The organism is Rufibacter sediminis (genome assembly GCF_014269285.1).
Taxonomy (GTDB): domain Bacteria; phylum Bacteroidota; class Bacteroidia; order Cytophagales; family Hymenobacteraceae; genus Nibribacter; species Nibribacter sediminis.
Genome location: NZ_JACOAF010000003.1, coordinates 26,236 through 48,150 on the forward strand (window position 1 = coordinate 26,236; position 21,915 = coordinate 48,150).

General features: G+C 46.7%; 23 protein-coding genes. 20 read left to right on the top strand and 3 right to left on the bottom strand.

What is annotated here, in order from left to right; translation table 11 throughout:
- The first annotated feature begins 24 nt into the window (after positions 1-24).
- The 16 genes from H7U12_RS01225 (at position 25) to H7U12_RS01300 (ending at position 13,963) form a co-directional block, all read left to right on the top strand.
- Positions 25-390 carry a hypothetical protein gene (locus tag H7U12_RS01225; RefSeq protein WP_186631634.1) on the top strand — a complete coding sequence of 122 codons (366 nt, stop codon included), beginning with the start codon at positions 25-27 and terminating at the stop codon, positions 388-390.
- 14 nt (positions 391-404) lie between these two features.
- On the top strand, positions 405-716 hold the full coding sequence (locus tag H7U12_RS01230; RefSeq protein WP_186631637.1) for a hypothetical protein: 312 nt from the start codon (positions 405-407) through the stop codon (positions 714-716).
- A 4-nt stretch (positions 717-720) separates the two neighbouring features.
- The gene (locus H7U12_RS01235; protein ID WP_186631640.1) at positions 721-969 is read left to right on the top strand and encodes a hypothetical protein; all 249 of its coding nucleotides are present in this window, start codon (positions 721-723) and stop codon (positions 967-969) included.
- Positions 970-1,318: 349 nt separating this feature from the next.
- Entirely contained in the window at positions 1,319-1,714 is a 396-nt protein-coding gene (locus H7U12_RS01240) for a hypothetical protein (protein WP_186631643.1), read from the top strand.
- A gap of 337 nt (positions 1,715-2,051) precedes the next feature.
- A complete protein-coding gene (locus H7U12_RS01245; RefSeq protein WP_181308073.1) occupies positions 2,052-2,327 on the top strand; it encodes a heavy metal-binding domain-containing protein in 276 nt (91 codons plus the stop codon).
- A 55-nt stretch (positions 2,328-2,382) separates the two neighbouring features.
- A complete protein-coding gene (locus H7U12_RS22765) occupies positions 2,383-3,660 on the top strand; it encodes an efflux RND transporter permease subunit (RefSeq protein ID WP_186631646.1) in 1,278 nt (425 codons plus the stop codon).
- Positions 3,653-5,545, top strand: coding sequence for an efflux RND transporter permease subunit (locus H7U12_RS22770; RefSeq protein WP_186631649.1), 1,893 nt, complete (start codon positions 3,653-3,655; stop codon positions 5,543-5,545). The genes H7U12_RS22765 and H7U12_RS22770 overlap by 8 nt, the downstream gene beginning before the upstream one ends.
- Positions 5,532-6,779, top strand: coding sequence for a TolC family protein (locus tag H7U12_RS01260; protein WP_181307970.1), 1,248 nt, complete (start codon positions 5,532-5,534; stop codon positions 6,777-6,779). The genes H7U12_RS22770 and H7U12_RS01260 overlap by 14 nt, the downstream gene beginning before the upstream one ends.
- Positions 6,757-8,094: an efflux RND transporter periplasmic adaptor subunit gene (locus H7U12_RS01265; protein ID WP_186631654.1), complete on the top strand. Its 1,338-nt coding sequence runs from the start codon at positions 6,757-6,759 to the stop codon at positions 8,092-8,094. Before H7U12_RS01260 ends, H7U12_RS01265 begins: the two co-directional genes overlap by 23 nt.
- A 119-nt stretch (positions 8,095-8,213) precedes the next feature.
- A complete protein-coding gene (locus H7U12_RS01270; protein WP_186631657.1) occupies positions 8,214-9,305 on the top strand; it encodes an efflux RND transporter periplasmic adaptor subunit in 1,092 nt (363 codons plus the stop codon).
- 52 nt (positions 9,306-9,357) lie between these two features.
- A complete protein-coding gene (locus H7U12_RS01275) occupies positions 9,358-10,407 on the top strand; it encodes a YncE family protein (RefSeq protein WP_186631660.1) in 1,050 nt (349 codons plus the stop codon).
- Positions 10,408-10,679: 272 nt separating this feature from the next.
- Positions 10,680-11,132: a hypothetical protein gene (locus tag H7U12_RS01280; RefSeq protein WP_241749022.1), complete on the top strand. Its 453-nt coding sequence runs from the start codon at positions 10,680-10,682 to the stop codon at positions 11,130-11,132.
- 32 nt (positions 11,133-11,164) lie between these two features.
- Complete coding sequence (locus H7U12_RS01285; RefSeq protein WP_186631663.1) at positions 11,165-11,797, top strand: DUF2911 domain-containing protein; 633 nt, start codon at positions 11,165-11,167, stop codon at positions 11,795-11,797.
- A 98-nt stretch (positions 11,798-11,895) separates the two neighbouring features.
- Positions 11,896-12,486: a helix-turn-helix domain-containing protein gene (locus H7U12_RS01290; RefSeq protein WP_182514109.1), complete on the top strand. Its 591-nt coding sequence runs from the start codon at positions 11,896-11,898 to the stop codon at positions 12,484-12,486.
- Between the two features lie 36 nt (positions 12,487-12,522).
- Entirely contained in the window at positions 12,523-13,551 is a 1,029-nt protein-coding gene (locus H7U12_RS01295) for a potassium channel family protein (RefSeq protein WP_186631666.1), read from the top strand.
- Between the two features lie 172 nt (positions 13,552-13,723).
- Complete coding sequence (locus H7U12_RS01300; RefSeq protein WP_186631669.1) at positions 13,724-13,963, top strand: heavy-metal-associated domain-containing protein; 240 nt, start codon at positions 13,724-13,726, stop codon at positions 13,961-13,963.
- Positions 13,964-14,053: 90 nt separating this feature from the next.
- On the opposite strand, the gene H7U12_RS01305 is transcribed toward H7U12_RS01300, so the two are convergent.
- The 3 genes from H7U12_RS01305 to H7U12_RS01315 all read right to left on the bottom strand — a co-directional run bounded on the left by H7U12_RS01305 (position 14,054) and on the right by H7U12_RS01315 (position 15,723).
- Positions 14,054-14,278 (bottom strand): DUF305 domain-containing protein, encoded by a 225-nt coding sequence (locus tag H7U12_RS01305; RefSeq protein ID WP_186631672.1) that lies wholly within the window; start codon positions 14,276-14,278, stop codon positions 14,054-14,056.
- A gap of 3 nt (positions 14,279-14,281) precedes the next feature.
- Positions 14,282-14,722, bottom strand: a complete 441-nt coding sequence (locus tag H7U12_RS01310) for a DUF305 domain-containing protein (RefSeq protein WP_186631677.1) — start codon at positions 14,720-14,722, stop codon at positions 14,282-14,284.
- Positions 14,723-15,267: 545 nt separating this feature from the next.
- Entirely contained in the window at positions 15,268-15,723 is a 456-nt protein-coding gene (locus H7U12_RS01315; protein ID WP_186631681.1) for a DUF305 domain-containing protein, read from the bottom strand.
- A gap of 599 nt (positions 15,724-16,322) precedes the next feature.
- On the opposite strand from H7U12_RS01315, the gene H7U12_RS01320 reads away from it, so the two are divergent.
- From H7U12_RS01320 to H7U12_RS01335, 4 genes are all read left to right on the top strand, one after another.
- Positions 16,323-16,652, top strand: coding sequence for a four-helix bundle copper-binding protein (locus H7U12_RS01320; RefSeq protein WP_123132267.1), 330 nt, complete (start codon positions 16,323-16,325; stop codon positions 16,650-16,652).
- A gap of 76 nt (positions 16,653-16,728) precedes the next feature.
- The gene (locus H7U12_RS01325) at positions 16,729-19,239 is read left to right on the top strand and encodes a multicopper oxidase domain-containing protein (RefSeq protein WP_186631881.1); all 2,511 of its coding nucleotides are present in this window, start codon (positions 16,729-16,731) and stop codon (positions 19,237-19,239) included.
- A 232-nt stretch (positions 19,240-19,471) separates the two neighbouring features.
- A complete protein-coding gene (locus H7U12_RS01330) occupies positions 19,472-19,684 on the top strand; it encodes a heavy-metal-associated domain-containing protein (protein ID WP_123132276.1) in 213 nt (70 codons plus the stop codon).
- Between the two features lie 80 nt (positions 19,685-19,764).
- Complete coding sequence (locus H7U12_RS01335) at positions 19,765-21,870, top strand: copper-translocating P-type ATPase (protein ID WP_186631683.1); 2,106 nt, start codon at positions 19,765-19,767, stop codon at positions 21,868-21,870.
- The last annotated feature ends 45 nt before the right edge of the window (positions 21,871-21,915 follow it).

Here is a 21,915-nt window from a genome sequence, read left to right on the forward strand (position 1 = left end):
TTATAATTTCAAAAATGTACGGTTATGGGTAGTATGTTTTTGCAGATAGATACCCCTAACATGATGTTCAGGGATTTATTGGAGCCTATAGCTGGGCCACTGACAATAATAGTAGTGGTGGGGGCAGGTGTCTATGCGTTCATAAGGAGAAGAAGCTATAACCGAAAACTTTATAACGCCATTACCCGGCCTACGGTGATATACCAGCAAGGTGCGGCCCCTGCTCCGGCTGTTCCTGTAGACAGCTCACCTGCTTTATCTACAGAGGAATTCTCTAGGCTACCCTGGGAGGAAAGAGAAGCCCTTTACAGAAATAGAATCATAGAGCTAAGGGATACGAACCGGAGACTGCGGGCCAGAATGAAAGAGGCAGGATTACCGACAGACTAATTTACAATCGCAAAATGAAACCTTTGGATATTGAGAGGCTGGCAAGGCAGTCTGATTTCGACTACAGTTTCAACGGGGATATACTAACTATCAAGGACCTGGATAAAGGCAATAAATCAGTAACCAATAACATTGATAACATCTTAGCCTATATCAATCAATTCATCCCCGTATCTGATTACCTGGTTATGTACTTGGATTCCTCCGGAATTTGGGATGGTGTGGTCGTTCAGGAAATTTCGGGTAGTTTCTCCTGCCGATTCTTCCCCTTGAATGAAAAGGACTATGATAAAGCAGTAGCTAAAATGCACTTTTTACAATTGTAACGCCATGAACCTGTATCAATTTAATATTTTAGACAAAAATGGTAAGGCCAATGTAGTTTGGGAATTAGGAAATTTTATTAAAACTATAAATCAAAACGGCGTATGCAAAGTGCTCTATGCCATGGGTGATTTCTTTGCAGAAATACACTTTTCACCGGAAGATGGCATTAAGGATGTGCGGGGGTTTAAAAGTAAAACCCGTTTATTACCCTATAAAAATATAGGATTGTCCCTGTTGACTGTTTTAAACTAGTTTAGCCCAAAATCAACTGGCCCTCCTAGAAAAGATAGAAAGTATATAATCATTAGGGCGGTAGGGGAAAACAAAATCCCTGAAGTTGGTTCTACCACAACCGACCTATTTAAAATACAAAGCATCAACTTAAATCCGGAATCATTTGTATTTATTATTTCGGATTACAGTTCCAAGTCGGAGCAAGCATCCATACTTAAAACTTTAACCGATTTATATAACTTTTATCAAAAATTATATAACATCATAATACAAAAATGTTTATACTTTTGCAAGATTGGAACTAGTATGTCGGCAACTCTCTTTGATTGTTACCGTTTGATACTTAGATAAATAGATATCATCTTAGATGAAGGCACTGCAAAAATTTATTCACCTTAGCTTAATAGCAGCCATTTTACTGGCTTCTTTTGGCTTCCGTGTGAATATTTCGCATTGCTCTGGTAAAGAAGGCAGCTCTATTAGCCTTTTTTCATCTCCCACCTGTTGCTGTGGGAAAGCCGCAAAAACCCCAAAGAAGTCCTGCAATGACATGTCTTGTGTCATGCAGCGGGGAGTAGCCACGCAGACGAATTTCAACTCCGCGACCCAGCAGGTAGCGAAGATTGTGAAAGAACCGGTATTGTCTCCAAACTTTACCGAAACAATCCGTCCTGCCATTCTTGAAGCCGAGCCCCACTTTACATTGCCACCTCCTGTCTCCGGCAGGTTCATCGGCATTTTACATCAAACCTTTATTATTTAATACCCCTTCCCTTATTTAGGAGTGACAGCTAATTTCCCTTGCTGGTGCTACCTCCTAAACCGTAAATTCCATTCAAGATTACTTATCTGGAAGGCATGGCCACTTTTGCTTGAATATAAGCACTCTTGCTTAACCCTTCTCAGATTCCAAGTTGAGCTGGCAGCGAAACTGGTTTGAATCAATACGGATTTTACGCCCTCAAATATTCATTTAGGCTGTGCTGTTACACAGTCCATCAGCATAACCTTGCCTTGGCAGGAGTATCGGTATGCCTATTGGCTTGGGATAACTCCTCAGAGGAAATAACATTTCCATTCACTTTAAACATTTTCCTTTTATGAAAGCGATTGTATTAAGCATCGGCTTATCCATCATTGGTTTAACCCTGTTCTCTGCCTGTGATAGCGGCGAAACCAAACAGAATACCACAGAGCAGACTGAAACCAAACAGGCCGTTGCAGGAGTGACCTACACCTGCCCCATGCACCCGGAAGTAGTAAGCGATGAGCCAGGCAAATGCCCCAAATGCGGTATGTTCCTGGAAGAGGCGAAAGCCGGTGAACAGAAGGATACGACTGCTGGCCATCAGCACGAAGCAGGCGACCAGCATTAATTTTTAACTTTTCCCTCCCGGCTACCAAAATCGGGAGGGAAATCCATCACAGGCTATGATAGGTAAATTAATATCTTTTTCCCTGCGCAACCGCATGGTCGTGCTGCTGATAGCAGCCGGTTTATTCGGGTGGGGCCTCTATTCAGTCAGCACTAATAAAGTAGATGCGATTCCGGATTTATCGGAAAACCAGGTAATAGTTTTCACGGAGTGGATGGGCCGCAGCCCTCAAATCATCGAAGACCAGGTTACCTATCCCTTAGTGACGAACCTGCAGGGCATGCCTCAGGTAAAATATGTGCGCGGTGTATCCATGTTTGGCATGAGTTTCATCTATGTCATTTTTGAGGACAAAACTGACATTTACTGGGCCCGCGAACGGGTGTTGGAACGCCTAAACTACGCAAACCGCTTACTGCCCGAAGGAGCCGTCCCTACCTTAGGGCCCGATGGTACCGGGGTAGGGCATATCCTATGGTACACGCTGGATGCCCCTGGCATGGATTTAGGAGAGCAACGCGCCATTCAGGATTGGTACGTGAAGTTCGCGCTGCAAAATGTGGAAGGAGTGAGCGAAATCGCCTCCTTCGGGGGATTTCAGAAGCAGTATCAGATAACCGTGGACCCCAACAAGCTTACCTACTACAATCTATCGGTACCGCAGGTAATGGCGGCGGTGAGGGCCAACAACAACGAGAGCGGCGGACGCAAATTCGAGATGAGCGACATCGGTTACATCATCAAAACGACCGGGTATCTCAAATCAACTGAGGAGATAGAGAATATCCCTATTGTCACCCAGAATACTATCCCTATTCGGGTAAGTGACATTGCCACGGTGCAGATGACCGGGGAAAGCCGCCTTGGGATTTTTGACATCAACGGCGAAGGAGAAGCGGTGGGGGGCATTGTGGTGATGCGGTATGGGGAAAACGCCGCCGAGGTGATTGCGAATGTGAAGACCAAAATGGAAGAAGTCTCTGCCGGACTACCCAAAGGCGTGAAGTTTAACATCGTCTATGACCGGAGCGGACTGATTAATGAATCAGTGAATTCCGTGAAAACGACGCTGATTGAGGAAATGCTGGTGGCCTCCGCCATCGTTTTCATCTTCCTCTTCCATTGGCGCAGCGCCTTGATAATCATCATCCAATTGCCCTTGTCGATTGCCATTGGGTTCATCCTCTTAAATGCCTTCGATATTTCCTCCAACATCATGTCCCTTACAGGAATCGCCCTGTCTGTCGGGGTGATTGTAGATGATGCCATTGTGATGGTCGAAAATGCTTACCGGCACTTGGCCGAAGCCCAAAACAAAGAAAACCATGGATAAGGAAACGCGTCTTTCAATTATAGAAAAAGCTTCCAAACAAGTTGGTCCCAGCGTGTTTTGGAGTACGATTATCATTATCACCTCTTTTCTCCCGGTTTTCTTGCTTACCGGGCAGGAAGGGAAATTGTTCAGCCCTTTGGCTTGGACGAAAACATTTATACTCATTGTGGATGCCTTCGTGGCCATTACGGTTACCCCGGTGCTGCTTTCGCTTTTCCTCAAAGGCAAGTTCAAGCCAGAGAACAGCAATCCTATCAACCGAGGGCTGGAGCGGGTGTATAGCCCCATTTTGCGCTGGTGCCTCAACTGGCGGAAGACCACCATCGGAATTAACATCCTGGCCCTGATGGTCAGCATCCCCATGTTGCTGAGCCTGGGCTCCGAATTTATGCCGCCTCTGGATGAAAGCTCAATTTTGTTCATGCCGGTCACCCTTCCGGATATTTCCAACTCCGAGGCCAAGCGCATTCTGCAGGTGCAGGATAAGATTATCAAATCGATGCCGGAAGTAGACCAGGTATTGGGCAAGGCCGGGAGAGCGAGTACGGCTACTGACAACTCGCCCATTAGCATGATTGAAACTATCATTCAACTGAAGCCCGAATCCGAATGGCGCGATGGTATGACCAAAGCCAAAATCATTGAGGAGCTTGACCAGAAACTCCAGATTCCAGGGGTGATTAACGGTTGGACGCAACCCATCATCAACCGCATCAACATGCTCGCTACCGGTATCCGAACCGATGTGGGGGTAAAGGTGTACGGTCAAAGCCTTGATACCATCGCCACGGTTTCCCAAAGGGTGCGAAACGCCTTGCAGGATATTCCAGGGGTAAAGGATTTATACGTTGAACCGGTAACCGGAGGTAAATACCTGGAAATCCAGACCAGGCGCGAAGAGCTGGGCCGCTATGGCCTTTCTGTGGATGACGTTAATGCCATTGTGGAATCTGCCCTCGGCGGGCTACCCATAGGCAATACCGTTGAAGGCCGGCAACGCTTCTCCATCAACCTGCGCCTGGCCCAGGAGTACCGCAACAGTCTCGACCGTATCCGGCGCATTCCCTTGCAGTCCGGGACGGCAGGCACGGTTCCGCTCTCGGCGGTGGCCGATGTGCGTTTCGTGGATGGCCCTCCTATGATTGCCTCGGAAAATGCCCAGCTGCGGGGAGCCGTATTATTTAATGTGCGGGACCGGGATGTTGGCAGTACCGTGCAGGAAGCCATCAAGAAGTTAAACAGTGAATTCACCGATTTGCCCAATGGCTACCGCCTCGAATGGAGCGGCCAGTGGGAAAATCAGATTCGGGCAAACCAGACCTTGAAAATCATTATACCGCTGGTATTGATTATCATCTTCCTGATTCTCTACTTCTCCTTCCAATCCCTTAAAGAAGCGCTTCTGAACCTGGTCACCATCCCATTCGCTCTGATAGGAGGGGTATTCATCGTGTACTTCTATGGCATCAATCTATCGGTGGCAGTAGCGGTGGGTTTTATCGCCTTGTTTGGGTTGGCTGTGGAGACGGCTATGGTGATGGTGGTATACCTGAACGAAGCCATGAACCAGATGGTAGCCGATAAAGGCAACTCAAGCCAAACGATTACAAAGCACGACATCCGGGAGTATGTATTCATGGGAGCCGCCAAGCGCCTGCGCCCGAAAATAATGACGGTTTCTGTTTCGCTCTTCGGTTTGATTCCGGTGCTGTGGGCGACCGGCGTAGGCACAGACGTGATGCTGCCCATCGTCCTGCCCCTGATTGGCGGGGTATTTACCTCCTCCATCCATATTCTGCTGGTGACTCCCGTGGTGTTTGAAATGACGAAGGAGTATGAATTGAAAAAACACGGAAAAATAGAGATTTACGATGTTAAGCATTAGACTATATACCACGGCCGCCCTGCTGCTGATGGGCTTGGTAGCTCACGGGCAGTCACCGGTAATACCATTGGACTCTGTACTGCAGCGCATCTCCCGCAGCAACCCGATGCTGCGGGAGTTTGAAAGCCGGGCAAAGGCACAGAATGCCATGGCGGAGGGGGCCCGTAGCCAGATGGCCCCCATGGTGGGAGCCGGTGTTTTCATGTATCCCTATCCGGGGCAAATGGAGATGGAAGGACAGGACGACGCTATGTTCATGACGGCGGTGGAGCAGGAAATTACAAATCCTGCCAAGTTACGGGCTAGGGAAAAATACCAACTTTCCAAGTCGGCTATTGAAGAGGCTGGGCGCGACAAAGCCTTCAACCAGCTGAGAGCACAGGCAAAGACAGCCTATTACCAATGGGTCGTGCTGGAGAAAAAGAAATCTGTGCTACTCGAAAACCAGCGCATCATGCAATTCATGCTCAAATTGGGCAAAGTCCGCTATCCCTACAACCAAAGTTCATTGGGCAGTATCTACAAAGCCGAGGGCCGGTTAGGGGAAGTGGAGAATATGCTGGTAATGAATGACAGCGAAATCATCAGGATGAACATCCAACTGAACATGCTGATGAACCTGCCCCCGGAAACCCGTTTCCGAATCGATACCACCGCACAGGCACCGAAACCGACAGTTTTACCGGACACCGCCTATTTAAGCGCAGCCCGTAGCGATATCCGGCAACTGGACCGTACCATCGAATCCATGCGCCTCAACCTCCGGTTGGAGAACATGCAACGCAAGCCGGATTTTGGGATACGTTTTGAGAACATGATGCCGCGCGACAGGATGATGCCCCAGTCTTTCACTTTAATGGGTATGGTGTCAATCCCAATTGCCCCTTGGTCCTCGAAGATGTATAAATCCAACATCAAAGCCATGGACTTTGAAATCCAAGGGATGCAAAAAGGCCGGGAGAGCCTGTTGAACGAGGCCCAAGCCATGGTAGCCACCATGGCTCAGGAGTTTCAAACCAAGCAAACCCAGGTGCGGAACTACGAAACCAAAATCATCCCGGCTCTGCGCCGCAATTATGAAACCACCATGCTCAGCTATGAACAGAACACAAGCCAATTGCCGCTGGTAATCGATGCCTGGGAAGCGCTGAACATGGCCCAGATGGAATACCTCAACAACCTGGAGCAATTGTACCTGATTGGAGTAAATTATGAGAAAGAGCTGGAAAAATAAATTACTGTGGCTGCTGGTACTGCTGCTGCCCTTTTCCTTTACAGGCTGTAATGAAGCCGGGGATGGTGCAGAAGCGGCCAATGACATTCAATACACGTGCCCGATGCACCCGCAGATTGTCCGCGATGAGCCTGGTTCCTGCCCTATCTGCGGCATGGACTTGGTAGCGAAGCAAACCGCAGATGCCCCCGCCATCGCCATTTCCTCGGATTTGGAATATTTGCTGCAACCCGCGAACCAGGCGGTGGTTTCCGGCATAGAAACCGCACAACCTGTTCAAAAGCAGGTACAACAGGAAATCACTATGAGCGGCGTGGTGACCTACGATACCCGGCGGCAGTACATCATCCCGGCCCGGTTTGGGGGACGGATTGAAAAACTCTATGTACAGTTTAATTTCCAGCCTATCCGCAAAGGGCAGAAACTCTATGATATCTATAGCCCGGAACTAGTGACGGCTCAGAAAGAATTGCTTTATCTGCTTGAAAACGACCCGAGCAACTCTTCCCTGATTAATGGGGCGAAACAAAAGTTGCGGCTCCTTGGTGCAACCGCTGGCCAAGTAGAGCAATTAATCCGAAGCGGGCGGGAAACCTATACTTTTTCTGTGTATAGCCCCTATTCCGGTTACGTGCTTGACCCTGCCGTAGCAGCCAGCCCTTCTCCCGTAGCAACCGCGACACCCGCTGCCCCGGCAACGGGCGGCGGCGGCATGGGAGGAATGGGAGGCGGTGCCACGGGAACAGGCAGCAGCGCGTCACCCCCCATACCGAGCGGCGGTTTTTCCATCCGGGAGGGCATGTACGTGAGCACGGGGCAGGCCTTATTGAAAGTGATTGATGCTTCTCAGGTATGGGCACAGTTCAATATGCCTAGCAGCCAAGCCGGGCAACTTAAGAGAGGTACCCCAATCTCCATCACCTTCAACCAGCTGCCGGATAAAACGGTGCAGTCTGAGGTAAATCTGGTAGAACCTGTTTACGAAGCAGGGGAGAACTTCGCACAGGTTCGGGCCTCCCTCCCTGCCGGGAATACATCCACCTTGATTGGTCAGCTAATCACCGGGAAAGTGACATACAACACTGGTATGTCGCTATGGGTACCCAAGGAGGCCGTGCTGGACATAGGTACGCAATCAGTGGCTTTCCTCAATAACAATGGGGGTTTTAAACCTATTAGTGTTCGTATTGGCGGTTCGGCGGATGGCATGGTGGAGATATTATCCGGCCTGAGTGCCCAAGATACGATAGCGGTGAATGCGCAATTCCTGGTGGACAGCGAAAGTTTTATTCGGGTAGCAGATAATAATAGATGAAAAAGACACTAAATATAGCAATAGTCTGGCTCGTGGCTCTTTCCTTAGTCGCTTGCACAAACAAAGATGAGAATGCCAGTTCTGGAGCCGCAGGGGCAGAAACCACTTACACCTGTCCCATGCATCCGCAAATTGTGGAAAGCACCCCCGGTTCTTGCCCGATATGCGGAATGGACTTGGTGCCGGTTAAAGCGCAAACTGCCGCTGAAAAGAATGCCGGAAGCATCATGCTGAGCGAAACCCAAATGAAGCTGGGAAACATAACCACCCGGCCTGTTCAGATGGGGCAGGTAGGAGGCAACACTATCCTTACCGGCAGGCTAGCAGTGGACCAAACGCAGGCCGATTTAATCAGTAGCCGTGCCGCCGGTCGTGTGGAAAGGCTGTATGTCAAAGAAACAGGCCGACCTATCCAAAAAGGCCAACCGCTCTATGACTTGTACAGTGAATCCTTGCTGACGCTGGAGCAGGAATACTTATTGGCCTTGGACCAGGTGAAAGCGTTTCCGGAGGGGAAGCAATTTGCCTCTATCCTTGAGGCTGCCAAAAACAAGCTCCTGCTAATGGGCTTATCAAAAGCCCAGGTAAATCAGATAGCCCGCTCCAGGAAATTAGATGCCCGTATCACGTTCCTGGCCCCAACCTCCGGTATCGTCACGGAGATAGCTGCTGCCGAAGGTGCTTATGTGGCTGAAGGCAGCTTGCTTTACCGACTGAACCGCTTTTCTACCATTTGGGTGGAAGCTGAACTCTATGCGCAGGAAGCAGGGCAGTTACAGGTCGGCACCCCCGTAGTGGTCACGGTATCCGGCGCACAGGCTCCCATTCAAACCAAGATTACTTTCATAAACCCGGAATTTCGCCAAAACAGCCAAGTGGTGGTAGCACGGGCAAAACTGCCAAACCCGAATGGGCAATTGATACCTGGTACCCAGGCTACCATTACCCTTCCTACTGCGGAAAACCAGGCACTAACCCTGCCACTGGATGCCGTCATACGGGACGCCCGCGGGGCGCACGTCTGGGTGAAAACGGGGGAGAATACCTTCAACTCTAAAATGGTTACCCTAGGGGCCGAAAGCGCCAATCAGGTAGCCATCACCAACGGGTTAAGTCCAAACGATACAGTAGTGGTAACTGGGGCCTACTTACTCTACAGCGAATATGTATTAAAAAATGGCACGGACCAGATGAGCGGTCATAATCATTAAAATACAAATTAAAACTCAGGAGACCATGCTTTACAATATGCAAAAACCACTATTGATAGCCTTTTTACTGTTCGGTTTTTCGGCCTGTAACTTTCATACCGAAGATGACATGGACGGAATGGATGATATGGGCGGTGGGGAAGGAATGAATATTGATTATCCGGCGGCTTATGTAGTGAATGGGGAATCAAACAATATAGAGGTGCTTAATTTACTTGACCTCTCCCAGAAAGCGCAGATTTCTTTGAATGGGGCCACCTTCCCGCACCACATCAATTTAAGCCCCGATAAAACGAAGCTGGCCGTAGCCATTACCAGTACCGATTTAAGCGGTGGCCATGACTCAGGCGGTATGAGTGGGATGTATGGGTTCAAAGTAATCGTGTTGAATAGTTACACCGGGAAAATCGAAAAAGAGATACTGCTACCCAGAATGCCGCACAATGGGATTTTCAATACGAACGGCTCTGAGTTATGGATTGCCCAGGAGGATGAGCAGCAAAGCCAAGTGTTGGTTTTCAACACCGGTAACTGGAGCCTCAAAAGCACCATCAACGTTGGAAGAGGATTATCCGAAGTCACCTTTTCGTCTGACGGCACGAGAGCCTACGCCGCAAATACCCTAGATGCCACTGTCTCCATTATTAACCCGGACACTAAAATGGTGTTGGCCACCGTGGCGGTGGGCAAGGACCCGGTTGGGGCCTGGCCGGGCGCAAATGGCTTCATGTACGTGGACAATGAAACCGACCAAACCGTTACGGAGATAGCCGTAGCCTCAGGTGCGATTACAGAAACCATTCACCTAGGCTTCAAACCGGGCTACGTGGCATACCACCCCTCCAAACAAGAACTTTGGGTTAGCGATGCAACCAATGGCCAAATCGCTTACTACACACAAAACAACAGCCTGTGGGCTCTACAAGGCGATATCGCCACAGGAGCCGATGCGCACGCCATTGCTTTTTCCCAGGATGGCGCAACAGCTTACGTCACCAACCAAGGAGTGGGAACAGTCTCCGTCATCAGAGTATCCGACCATTCCGTTACCGCCACGGTTCCGGTGGGGAAAAAACCGAACGGACTTGCAATCCGGCAATAATATCTATCTCACGAATACTAAACCCGATTTAAAATATGAGACCTTTCAACACCTTTCTTTTCCTGCTGTGCTTTTTATTTATATCCGTTGCTTTAAGTCCCCGAACCGTGATAGCTCACGGCGGGGAAAAGCACAAGGAAAAAGCTAAGACTCCCCAAGCTGACTCCTCCAGACAAGAACCAGAAGATTCTCGCGATACGGTTGTTCTTAAGGACGTTACCCCGGCAGAACATGCGGGACACGTAGCCAATCCAGGGGAAGTACACGCGTCTTTGGCTGACTTTCCGCACATCCATCCCCTGATTGTCCATTTTCCTATTATGCTGCTGATGATTGCGGCGGCCATGCAATTCGTCAATATCCTGTTCCGGAAAGAGGAACTGAATTGGGCGGTGACCATTATGGTACTGGTGGGCTTTGTGACGGCTTATGCCTCCTCGTACTGGTCGCATCCGCACACTTCAGGGCTCTCCGCCCACGCGGAACTCGTTTTGGAGCAGCACGACAAATACGCGGATTACACAGTTTACCTGGCCGGCATTGGGTTAGTGGCCCAACTTCTAAGCGTGCTGGTATTCAAAGGGAAACGCTGGAGCATCGCCGTAGCTGCCGTTATCCTGATTGGTGCCGGGTATGCGGTTAGCATGGCAGGCCATTACGGTGCCCAGCTAGTTCACATTGAGGGCGTAGGTCCGCAGGGAAAATTCCTGGAGCAACACCATTAAAGTTATTTATACAAATCACCTAACAAGTTATCATGATACAGAAAGTTACCATCTATTTTGTTCTTACCGTCTTCAGCTTTTCCTTGATGTTCTGTAACCAGAATTCCAACTCAGAACAAGCACAGGGAAGAGATAACCTGACAACTTCACCCGCCGCCCCTCAGTCGGAAGCAGAGGATGCTGTCACCATAGCGGAACAACCTGAACCCGACACCCTCAAAGGGAGCTTGAAAGCAGTGGCTACAGGGAAAATAGGTTCTGTAAACCTACGAATAGACTACCATTCACCTGCCGTCCGGAATCGGGTGGTGTGGGGCGGTCTGGTGGCTTACGACCAGGTTTGGGTGACCGGAGCCCATTCCGCTACTAGCTTACAAACGGATGGCACTATCGTCATAGGAGGTCAAAAAATACCTGCTGGTCAATATGCCTTGTTCACCATACCTGGTAAACAAGAGTGGACAGTGATATTAAATAAGAAGTGGGAGCAGCATCTGGCAGACGAGTATTCTGAGAAGGAAGATTTAGTCAGACTTTCGGTGCAGCCTGAAACCAGTCAGCATCAGGAACGCCTACGCTACGAGATTAGACCCGAAGGAGAGAAAAACGGGAGTATTCTTATGAGGTGGGAGAAATTGACCGTCTCAATTCCTATTTCCCTTTAGAACATTATTAATCTGCTTTTAGAAGTTAAAGTACCTAAAGCTCCTTCTGCTCTAATCCAGAGCTTCACATATTTTTATCAATAGTGTAATTTATTATTATGGAACTCCAAACCGATGATACCAAAACCACCATATGTATCAAGAACATGGTGTGTCCTCGCTGCATCCGGATTATAAAAGAGCAGTTAACTCTTCTGAATCTTCCGGTAATTGAGGTTCATCTGGGCCATGTAGATTTGGAGCGTCCATTGGAGCCTGCCGAGAAGGAAAAGGTGAATGAATTCTTAAATGATTATGGATTTGAATTGCTGGAAGAAAGGAAAGCAAAGTTGGTAGAGCAGATAAAAACTTTGATTATTAACGCAGTTCACTATAAGGAAGAAAAAATCACTTCTAACTATTCAACTTACTTGGCCCAGACCATCGGAAAAGATTACAGCACCCTAAGCCATGCGTTTTCATCAATGGAGGGTATCACCATTGAAAAGTACATCATTCTTCAAAAGATAGAGTATATCAAGGCTCAACTAGACTATGAGGAATTGTCTCTGGGAGAAATAGCCTCAAAGTTGCACTACAGCAGCCTAAGCCATCTCTCCAAGCAATTTAAATCTGTCACCGGCTTTACCCCTTCCGAGTATAAAAAACTTCAGCTTAGAGGTCGCCAGACACTTGACCAATTGTACTAGAAATAGAAAAGAACCATGGTTATAACCTAAACATTTATGAATATTCTGTATCTGCTTTCCGGAACTTCTATTTTCATTATTACTACGGTAGACATAATCAAAACTACTCTATCCACAAAAGGGGGAGGTGTGATTACAAATAGAATTTCAAGAGCTGTTTGGAAATTATTTTTCTCAATGTCTGGCCAGAACGGAAAATCCACTGCTTTAGAATTCGCGGGCCCTGCCGTCTTAATAGTGGTACTTCTGGTCTGGATTATTGGCTTGTGGGCAGGTTTTTTTCTTTTGCTTTTATCAGATGGGAACTCCATCATAAACAGCACAACTAGAGAAAACGCTATGGCCTTAGAAAAGCTGTACTATGCCGGGTTTACCCTATCAACCTTGGGGGTGGGTGATTTTGTAGCCTCCTCCAGCAGTTGGCGGATACTCACTAGTTCGATGGCATTCACGGGGCTGGTTTTTATAACAACCTCCATTACATATTTTTTGCCGGTTTTATCGGCGGTAAACCTGCAAAGCAACCTAAGCTTGTATATCAGCAGCATGGGAAGAACACCCCAGGAAATGGTGATAAAGAGCTGGAACGGGGGAAACTTTTCTTCCTTCTTTGATTGTGTCCCGAACATGTGCCAGATGCTTATAAAGCACACCCTTAACCATCATTCCTATCCCATCATTCACTACTTCCACAACAAAGAACCAAAACAGGCCATCATAGTACAAGTAGTGGTGTTGGAAGAGGTTTACTATCTCCTTAGGCAGGTAGTTTCTACGGAAGTAACCTTAGATGAAGTAAAAATGACCATGTTGCGCACCGCCCTGGATACTTATTTTAGCTTAGTGAAGAAAAACTTTATAAAAGAAGAAACCAGCCAAAAGTATCCTCCCTCTCTACAACTCGCCCCCCTGCTGCAGTCAGGGATTCCAGTTAAACAAGAAGCTAGTATAAACCAAGGCAATGGCCAGCAGCAACCGGATAACCGGAATATTCTCACTGCCCTTTTGGGGAGCGATGGTTGGTCCTGGCAGGAAGTGTATCCGACAAAAGATATTGCTGGGTAACAATCCTTTAAATCCCATAGTGGGCAACGTTTAGCAACCTAATTAACCGCAGTTTTATACTTCAAAATAATAACGCGGTGTTAACGCTGAAAAAGCAAAAAGCCCTTCAATGGGAAACTCTCCTGGTAGTTCTAAGTAAGAAATATATCATTAATGTAAAGTCTGAAATAGTATGGAAATTATAAAATTCAAAACCAACATGGGTAATCAAAACGATGTAACGAAAGTTGCCCCCTATCTGGAAAAAATCAAAAGTATATCCAATTGGCAAGTAGATACAGAAACGGAAGAAAATGTGCTGAGTGTTTCCGGCAAAGATTTAAATCCTCAGGCCATAGAAAATGCCGTTCAGGAAGCAGGCTTTCAGGCAGAGATACTGAGGGTAGTGGGCCTAAGCGGGGATGAATTGTAAATCTAAATAGAAACACCCATAAATTTTTAAAGGAGAACCTCACTTGAAGATTCTCCTTTAAAAAGTATCGAGGAAAGTAAACAATTCTTGCTATTGCGGGTGCTTCTGCAGCCACGCATCCAACTCCTGCTTTTCCTTTTGCTGCTCATCCATGATTTTTTGAGCCATGGCTTTTATTTCCGGCTCCTTCGCTTGAGGCAGATAAGCTTTAACCATATCTATTCCACTTTGGTGGTGCATGCTCATGAGGCTTGCGAAATGATGGTCAGTGGTACCAGCCATATTATGGTTCATGCTGGACATCATGCTTTTCATGGGCTACATCATCTTCATGGTAACAGCAGTATCACCTGTAGCAGATTGGTAGTTTTGAACAAAGTCTCTAAGTTTTTCCTGCTCCTCTTTTTGCTTCGGCGGACTTTTTTTAGCCATGATGACGAGCATTGTATCACTCCCCTTGCTTTCTTCTTCCTGGGCCATCTTAATCGCTCCTTCGTGGTGGGTGGCCATTAAATTGGCAAAGTCTACGTCCGGATTGCCGGTGAGTTTCACCTCCTGCATCGCCGTCATATTCTCGTGCATCAGGTCCATCATCTCATTTGGCTCCCCAGCTTCCATGTTGTGGCCGGAATGGTCTTCTGTTTTCTCCATATCGGAGGCCACTTCCGTTTCACCGGAGTTCTGGCTACAGGCGGTAAAGAACAAGGAGGCCCCGCAAAGCATTGCCACCCACTTAGAATTAAACTTGTTGTTTTTCATAGCTTTTGTTTAGAGATTAAAATGTAAATCAAATGGAAAAAAGGTTGTGGTATAAAATGTATGATGGATAGTTTTGCATAAACCCCGCTGTTTGGAGTCTTCCGCAGGGTGACTCCGAATTGACAATGAACCAGCAGGAACTCCGTTCCGGGCGAGTGGCAAGAACGGTTTTATAGAACAACGGCCAAAAGGAGCGACAGTCTCTGCTCCGTAGAAACAGGGAGTCACAGACTGCCATTTCCATTTTAAGTCTGGAGTCACCCTGCGGAAGACTCCAGACAGCGAAGGAAAGTCTATGTTAAACTCATTGAAAATCAAAAACTTAAATTAATCATACATTGTAGACCACTACCGGAAAAAAGAAGACATGCTGTCGGCAGAAGCAGAGGTGATTGATATGTATAATGTCACCTTTCGTAGTAGCCGTTTTAAATTTATGAAGAATTTATTCTAGCACAGATATTCACTTTCTCATCCATGGTTCAAGATAACCCTGTTGGAGGTTTGTCTCAGAAAACAGCATCAGAACAATGTTTGGGAATAAATTATTCTTCATCCATTCTTTTCAGGATAGCCTTCATTTCGGCAATTTCCTTCACTTGGGACTTGATAATTTCGTCAGCTAGTTTTTTCAATTCAGGGTCTTTGATATTGGCTTTCTGGCTAACCATGATGGCGGAAGAGTGATGAGGAATCATTGCCTTCATGTATTGCTCATCAGCGACTAAGACTTGGTTTCTTAAAAAGAACAAGGCCCCAACAAACACTACAGCGCTTGATGCATAAATTACCATGTTTAACTTTTTATCTTCATACATGTTCCGCATCATCAATAACATTACCACGGCCATAGGCGCTACCATCAATAAGGTAGTATAGACCCTTGTAGCACTTAGATAAACATGTTCTACTTGGTCTACATTTAAGAACATTACCGCGTACATGATTACAAACGAGACTATTAGCATGTAAAGGAACTTCTTATAATGGTTGTTTTTCATTTGGAGTAGTTGTTTTAGCCTGAATCGTGTTTTGCCAATTCCCAATCGCCTCTTTGGTGTATAGCTTATTGTAGCACAATATATTAGAATACAGCTATACTCTTTGGATAAGCGTTTTATACGAAGCGCTCAAAGACTAGTTATTTAGGGCAGATAGAGCAAAAAGGATTTAAAATATCTGAATTTTGGTTTTCGAGCCAATAAATGCCCATAAATAGGGAGGCAGGAGATAGCCACTATATTAATATGCATTATTATATCAGTCTTTTCTTAAATTATACAAATAGTTTCTCTCATCATTTAACCCTAGAAAACACATAGGTATTTTATTGTGTCACATTTCTTTATAAGTGAATCTTTTACTAATCAATATAATTGGCTTAAGTATCATAAGGCTCCTATGCCCCTGTTGATGATGGTGATAAAATATTAAAAGATGAAGCATCTTTTATCGGTGGTGCCTTGACAGTAAAGGTTCTCGGAAAGGACAGTAATACCCAAATTATATAAATCTAATCAAGGATAATTAAAAACATATATCTCCCTAAAGTGTAAAACTATAGAGTTCACATAATTAAACAACCTAACTAATTACTACTATGCACAATTCTCAATATCAATCTGTTATACAAGCCCTTAATGCTTGTGCTGCTGCCTGTGACCATTGTTACGATGCCTGTTTACAGGAGCAGGATGTTAAAATGATGGCCCGTTGTATTCGCCTGGACCGTGATTGTTCCGACATCTGTAAGCTTACTGCCAGCGCACTGGCCCGTAATTCAGAAGTAGCTAAAACACTGTTGCAAGCCTGTGCCGACATCTGCCGGGAATGTGGAATCGAATGCGCAAACCATAAACACATGCAGCATTGCTTAGAGTGTGCAGAGGCTTGTAAAGCCTGTGAAGAAGCTTGCCGGAGCGCACTTTAATAAAATCTTACGTACGACAAAAGACGTCTCTCCTTCATTGGCAGAGGCGTTTTTTGTCGTTTATAATAAGTCCTTTATGATAAAATCACCCCCCTTGGTTGCAGTACTGGTAATATTACTATTACTGTGTGGGAACGAAACAAATGCCCAAACCGATACCGTTACCTATCACATCTCCATTAGCCAGAGAAATGTAAATATTGCTGGTAAAGAGAGTATGGGCTTAACCATAAACGGGTCTATCCCAGGGCCTACGTTGCGGTTTCCTGAAGGAGGCTACGCTGTGATATACGTAAAAAATGAGATGAATGTGGAAACTTCAGTGCATTGGCATGGCTTGCTGCTGCCTAATTTCCAGGACGGTGTCCCTTACCTGACCACACCTCCCATTGAACCAGGCAAAACCCTCAAATACGAGTTTGCCTTAAGGCATGCGGGCACCTATTGGTACCACTCCCACACCGGCTTGCAGGAACAGTCTGGCGTATATGGTTCCATTGTTATCGAACCCAAAGAAAAAACGTTGGACTACGCCCGAGATTTTGTCGTGGTTCTATCTGACTGGACATATGAGAAGCCAAAGAATGTCTTGAAGAACCTGAAACGCGGGCTAGAAATCTATGACATACAGAAAGGTACGTCAACCCCGCTGGGCATGGTCATAGCAAGGGGTGCCTTGGGGGCACAGCTTAATTTCTGGCGACAACGGATGGAAGGGGCCGATATAGCCGATATTTACTATCCTGCTTTCCTTACCAACGGTCAACCTGTGCAGGAATACCCGGAGTTTACACCGGGAGAGAAAGTAAGGCTACGCATTATAAATGCCGCCGCCTCCAGCCAATTCTGGTTGACCTTCGGCGGAGAAGAACCGCTGTTGGTAGCCGCTGATGGTTTAGATGTAATGCCTGTGCAACGGAACAAAACGTTTATTGCCGTAGCTGAAACCTATGATTTCATTGTCACCATTCCGCAAAACGGCAGAATGGAGGTAAGGGCTACCGTGCAGGATGGCTCTGGCCAAACAAGCGCCTTCTTCGGGCAAGGCAATATCCTTAACGCGCCAGATGTGCCCCGGCCAGATAAAGTAGCCATGATGCAGCAAATGGCCAGGATGAAGATGAGAATGGGGGCTCCTGCCTCCAAGTTCAATCCAGGGAAGGAAGAGCCTGTTGAAATGATGAACAAGTGGGGAATGCAGATGGAAGCAGAGATGGGCATGGGGCAAATGGGGGGAATGAACCACGGCACCGCTGATGCTGGCATGATGCAGAAAGGGAGAAAAGATGGCATGAGTAGTTCTAAAGATTCTCTGGCCAACTCTAAAACAAGCCATGAATACATGTCCCACCAGGGAGGAAACCGGCAGGCAAACAAGATGGAAATGGGAAAAGCGGGGGAGAAAACAAAAATGGATTCGGTGTCCGCTGGTGGAATGGACCATTCCGGAATGGACCATGGGATGAATACTGCCCCCATGAGAAAATCGGCTACAAACCCTGGAATGCCTATGGCAGGGATGGGTCAGGAAAACAGCGAGCAAGGCATGTCCGGCATGGGCATGTTTGCTGATTACAACTACGACTACTTAAAATCGCCGGAGAAAACAGATTTCCTGACTGATAAACCAGTTAAGGAAATGGTGCTGAACCTAACCGGTAACATGGTGCGCTACATTTGGAGCCTGAACGGAGTGCCATTAAATGAAGCGGATAAAATAAAAATCAATAAAGGCGAAGTAACGCGCATTATCCTTAACAACCTGACCATGATGCACCACCCCATGCACTTGCACGGGCATTTTTTCAGGGTTATCAATGAGAACGGGGAATATTCCCCTCTGAAGCATACCGTAAACGTGGCTCCCATGCAAAAGGTAGTCATTGAGTTTGATGCCAATGAGTACGGCGACTGGTTCTTCCACTGCCATGTCCTGTACCACATGGACGCGGGCATGGCACGGGTCTTTAGTTACGGTACCCCCAGGGACGAAAGGCTGGAACGCTATCCTCTATCTATCCTCACAAACAAAAGCAATCATTTTTTTACCTGGGGTGTCGTTGACGCAGCCTCCCACATGACAGAACTCAACCTCGTGTCCTCCAACATAAGGAACCAGTTTGTTTTAAACGCAGAATACGGTTGGAATAGGAACCTGGAAGCAGAGTTTACCTACGGGCGGTTCCTGTATGACTACCTAAGTGTTTTCGGAGGCGTCAACGTGGAAAACGAAGAGGACAATAGCCTTGACGAAATACAACCCACAGCCATAGTAGGCTTCAGGTACCTTACTCCGTACCTTTTTAACCTGGACGTTCGGATTGACAACAAACTCCGTCCCCAGATAAGCTTAGCCCGAGAGGTACTTGTATTTCCCCGGACTTTCCTGTTCGGGGAGTTTGAATACCAAGCTGACTTTGGTTGGGTAAATGATACGCAAGAAGGCAGTATAAGCAGCGGCAAGGGTTACAAGAAGGAAATTGTCTGGAGGGTAGGCTCTGAATATCTTATCTCTAAAACCTTCTCGCTTATGGCAAACTATGATAACAGGTTTGGTGCGGGAGGAGGATTGACCGTAAGGTTTTGAAGGGAAAGTCTTTAGTGTCTATCAGCAGTTTTAGGGGAAACTATAATGGCTGTATAAAAAGATAACAATAGTCAATCGGTTTTTTCAGATGAACAAAATAATATAACGCTTTTTCAAAATTATGTCACACAATACCCTAAGTCAATGGGTATTTTTATGATAGAAAGCTAAGTGCCTAAATGAGTACTTATGCATAGGTCTTAATTGATAACCAAACAATAATTGAAAGATTATGGAAACTCTGAAATTTAAAACCAATATCAAATGCGGTGGATGTGTAGCCACTGTTACTCCCTTTCTAAACAATGAAAAAAGTGTTGAGAAGTGGCAAGTAGACACTAATAACCCTGATAAAATTTTAACTGTCGAAGGAAGTACCGTAAGCGAGCAGGAAGTAGTAGAGGCAGTTGAGAAAGCGGGCTTCAAAATAGAGCCACTTCAATAGAAGAGCAAAAATAAAGGGGTAATCTACAAAATTACCCCTTTATTTTTATTCCGAATCTTCCTGAATTAAACCCGTAAACTATGGAACACTCCCATCATAACCACCATCCAAGCAACGAAAGGAATTCTAAAGACACCGAAGCAGCGGAGAAAATAGCCGAGAAAACCTTGCATGCCCATAACCGGGCGATACCTAACGAGGGGCGACACCCTTCAGGGCACGGGGAGCACGGCCACGACCATCATGCCATGATGATTGATGATTTCCGGAAAAGGTTTTGGGTCTCTCTGCTACTATCGGTTCCGGTAATCATCATCAGCCCGATGGTACAGGATATTTTAGGGTACCGGCTGGAAATACCCTTTAACATGTACATCGCCTTTGCCCTTTCTTCTGTCATCTTCTTTTACGGGGGATGGCCATTTCTGACCGGTTTTAGGGATGAGGTAAAGAAGGGGTCTCCCGGCATGATGACATTGATTGCAATTGCAATAACGGTAGCTTACCTCTACAGTACCGCCATCGTCTTCGGACTGGAGGGAATGGATTTCTTCTGGGAACTGGCCACCCTCATCGTCATCATGCTCTTGGGCCACTGGATAGAAATGAAATCCGTTTTAGGAGCTTCCCGCGCCTTGGAGCTGTTGGTTAGTCTCATGCCCTCCGAAGCGCATGTCATAAGAGGGGGGGAAACGGTAGATGTCAGGATTGATGCCCTGCAAAAAAATGACCTGATACTGATAAAGCCAGGCGAAAAGATTCCGGCTGATGGCCTTATAGAGGAGGGGGAAAGCTATGTGAATGAAAGCATGCTCACCGGCGAAAGCAAGCCCGCGCAGAAGGTAAAAGATGACAAGGTAATAGGGGGCTCCATAAATGGGACCGGCTCTCTGAAAGTAAAGGTGCAAGGAACCGGTGAAGAGAGCTACTTGAACAAAGTCATCAGCCTGGTGCAGGAAGCCCAGAAAACTAAATCAGACACGCAGCACCTCGCCGACAAAGCAGCCCGCTGGCTGACCTACATTGCCCTTTTCTCCGGATTTACAACTTTTGCCGTTTGGCTATTGATTGGTGCTGAATTGGCTTTCGCCTTGGAGCGGATGGTAACCGTGATGGTAATTTCTTGCCCCCATGCACTGGGCTTAGCGGTACCTTTGGTAGTTGCTATCTCTACGGCAATTTCAGCTAAAAATGGCTTGCTTATACGAAACCGGACGGCTTTTGAGAATTCCCGCAAGATAACCACGATTATCTTCGATAAAACTGGAACCCTTACCCAAGGCTCCCACCAGGTGGCCCGTATTGTTTCATTCAATCCCGCCTTCCCGGAAAAAGAGTTGCTGCGGCTTGCAGCTGGGGTGGAGCAAAACTCAGAGCATTATATTTCTCAGGGTATCATGATACGGGTTAAGGCCGAAGGTATCTCCATTCCTACCGCCGAAGGATTTAATTACCTACCTGGAAAAGGTCTGGAAGGGACAGTCGAAGGAAAATCAGTAAAGGTAGTTGGCCCAAATTACATTAAAGAGTTTAGCATTCAGGTTCCTGAAAGCGATGCGGAAGAAGAGGTGGAAACGGTTGTATATGTATTGATAGATGGAACGGTAGCTGGCTTTATTAGCTTGAAAGACCAAATCCGCCCGGAATCAGCGGAAGCAATAGAAATCCTGAAAAGAAACGGCATTAAAAATCTTTTACTCACCGGTGATAATGACCGGGTGGCAAAGAGTGTCAGTGACACGTTGAAAATGGATGGATTCCTAGCCAATGTGCTGCCCCATCAAAAACAGGAAAAGATAAAGGAGTTACAGGATAAAGGCGAATTTGTGGCTATGACCGGCGATGGGGTAAATGATGCACCTGCATTGGCGCAGGCAGACGTAGGCATTGCAGTAGGCTCCGGAACAGATGTGGCCGCTGAAACCGCTGATATTATCTTGGTGAACAGCAACCCAAAGGATATTGCTTCTCTGATTCTCTTTGGTAAGGCTACCTACCGCAAGATGATTCAGAATATCATCTGGGCCACTGCCTATAATGTCATAGCCCTGCCTTTGGCCGCAGGTGTTTTATACAACCAAGGAATCATGGTATCACCAGCCATTGGAGCCGCATTGATGAGTATGAGCACAGTTATTGTTGCAATTAACGCCCAATTGTTACGGAGTCAAATCAAAAGCCAATAAGATTTAAAAGCCTAGTGTCTGCCGGTCTGACAAGCACTAGGCTTT

What these genes read in the sequence shown, in the direction of transcription:
- H7U12_RS01230 (WP_186631637.1), top strand. Translation starts at nt 405, where the DNA reads ATGAAACCTTTGGATATTGAGAGGCTGGCAAGGCAGTCTGATTTCGAC.
- H7U12_RS01325 (WP_186631881.1), top strand. Translation starts at nt 16,729, where the DNA reads ATGATAAAATCACCCCCCTTGGTTGCAGTACTGGTAATATTACTATTA.
- H7U12_RS01320 (WP_123132267.1), top strand. Translation starts at nt 16,323, where the DNA reads ATGCACAATTCTCAATATCAATCTGTTATACAAGCCCTTAATGCTTGT.
- H7U12_RS01335 (WP_186631683.1), top strand. Translation starts at nt 19,765, where the DNA reads ATGGAACACTCCCATCATAACCACCATCCAAGCAACGAAAGGAATTCT.
- H7U12_RS01330 (WP_123132276.1), top strand. Translation starts at nt 19,472, where the DNA reads ATGGAAACTCTGAAATTTAAAACCAATATCAAATGCGGTGGATGTGTA.
- H7U12_RS22765 (WP_186631646.1), top strand. Translation starts at nt 2,383, where the DNA reads ATGATAGGTAAATTAATATCTTTTTCCCTGCGCAACCGCATGGTCGTG.
- H7U12_RS01270 (WP_186631657.1), top strand. Translation starts at nt 8,214, where the DNA reads ATGCATCCGCAAATTGTGGAAAGCACCCCCGGTTCTTGCCCGATATGC.
- H7U12_RS01290 (WP_182514109.1), top strand. Translation starts at nt 11,896, where the DNA reads ATGGAACTCCAAACCGATGATACCAAAACCACCATATGTATCAAGAAC.
- H7U12_RS01245 (WP_181308073.1), top strand. Translation starts at nt 2,052, where the DNA reads ATGAAAGCGATTGTATTAAGCATCGGCTTATCCATCATTGGTTTAACC.
- H7U12_RS01235 (WP_186631640.1), top strand. Translation starts at nt 721, where the DNA reads ATGAACCTGTATCAATTTAATATTTTAGACAAAAATGGTAAGGCCAAT.
- H7U12_RS01295 (WP_186631666.1), top strand. Translation starts at nt 12,523, where the DNA reads ATGAATATTCTGTATCTGCTTTCCGGAACTTCTATTTTCATTATTACT.
- H7U12_RS01300 (WP_186631669.1), top strand. Translation starts at nt 13,724, where the DNA reads ATGGAAATTATAAAATTCAAAACCAACATGGGTAATCAAAACGATGTA.
- H7U12_RS01315 (WP_186631681.1), bottom strand. Translation starts at nt 15,723, where the DNA reads ATGAAAAACAACCATTATAAGAAGTTCCTTTACATGCTAATAGTCTCG.
- H7U12_RS22770 (WP_186631649.1), top strand. Translation starts at nt 3,653, where the DNA reads ATGGATAAGGAAACGCGTCTTTCAATTATAGAAAAAGCTTCCAAACAA.
- H7U12_RS01285 (WP_186631663.1), top strand. Translation starts at nt 11,165, where the DNA reads ATGATACAGAAAGTTACCATCTATTTTGTTCTTACCGTCTTCAGCTTT.
- H7U12_RS01260 (WP_181307970.1), top strand. Translation starts at nt 5,532, where the DNA reads ATGTTAAGCATTAGACTATATACCACGGCCGCCCTGCTGCTGATGGGC.
- H7U12_RS01305 (WP_186631672.1), bottom strand. Translation starts at nt 14,278, where the DNA reads ATGAAAAGCATGATGTCCAGCATGAACCATAATATGGCTGGTACCACT.
- H7U12_RS01225 (WP_186631634.1), top strand. Translation starts at nt 25, where the DNA reads ATGGGTAGTATGTTTTTGCAGATAGATACCCCTAACATGATGTTCAGG.
- H7U12_RS01265 (WP_186631654.1), top strand. Translation starts at nt 6,757, where the DNA reads ATGAGAAAGAGCTGGAAAAATAAATTACTGTGGCTGCTGGTACTGCTG.
- H7U12_RS01240 (WP_186631643.1), top strand. Translation starts at nt 1,319, where the DNA reads ATGAAGGCACTGCAAAAATTTATTCACCTTAGCTTAATAGCAGCCATT.
- H7U12_RS01310 (WP_186631677.1), bottom strand. Translation starts at nt 14,722, where the DNA reads ATGAAAAACAACAAGTTTAATTCTAAGTGGGTGGCAATGCTTTGCGGG.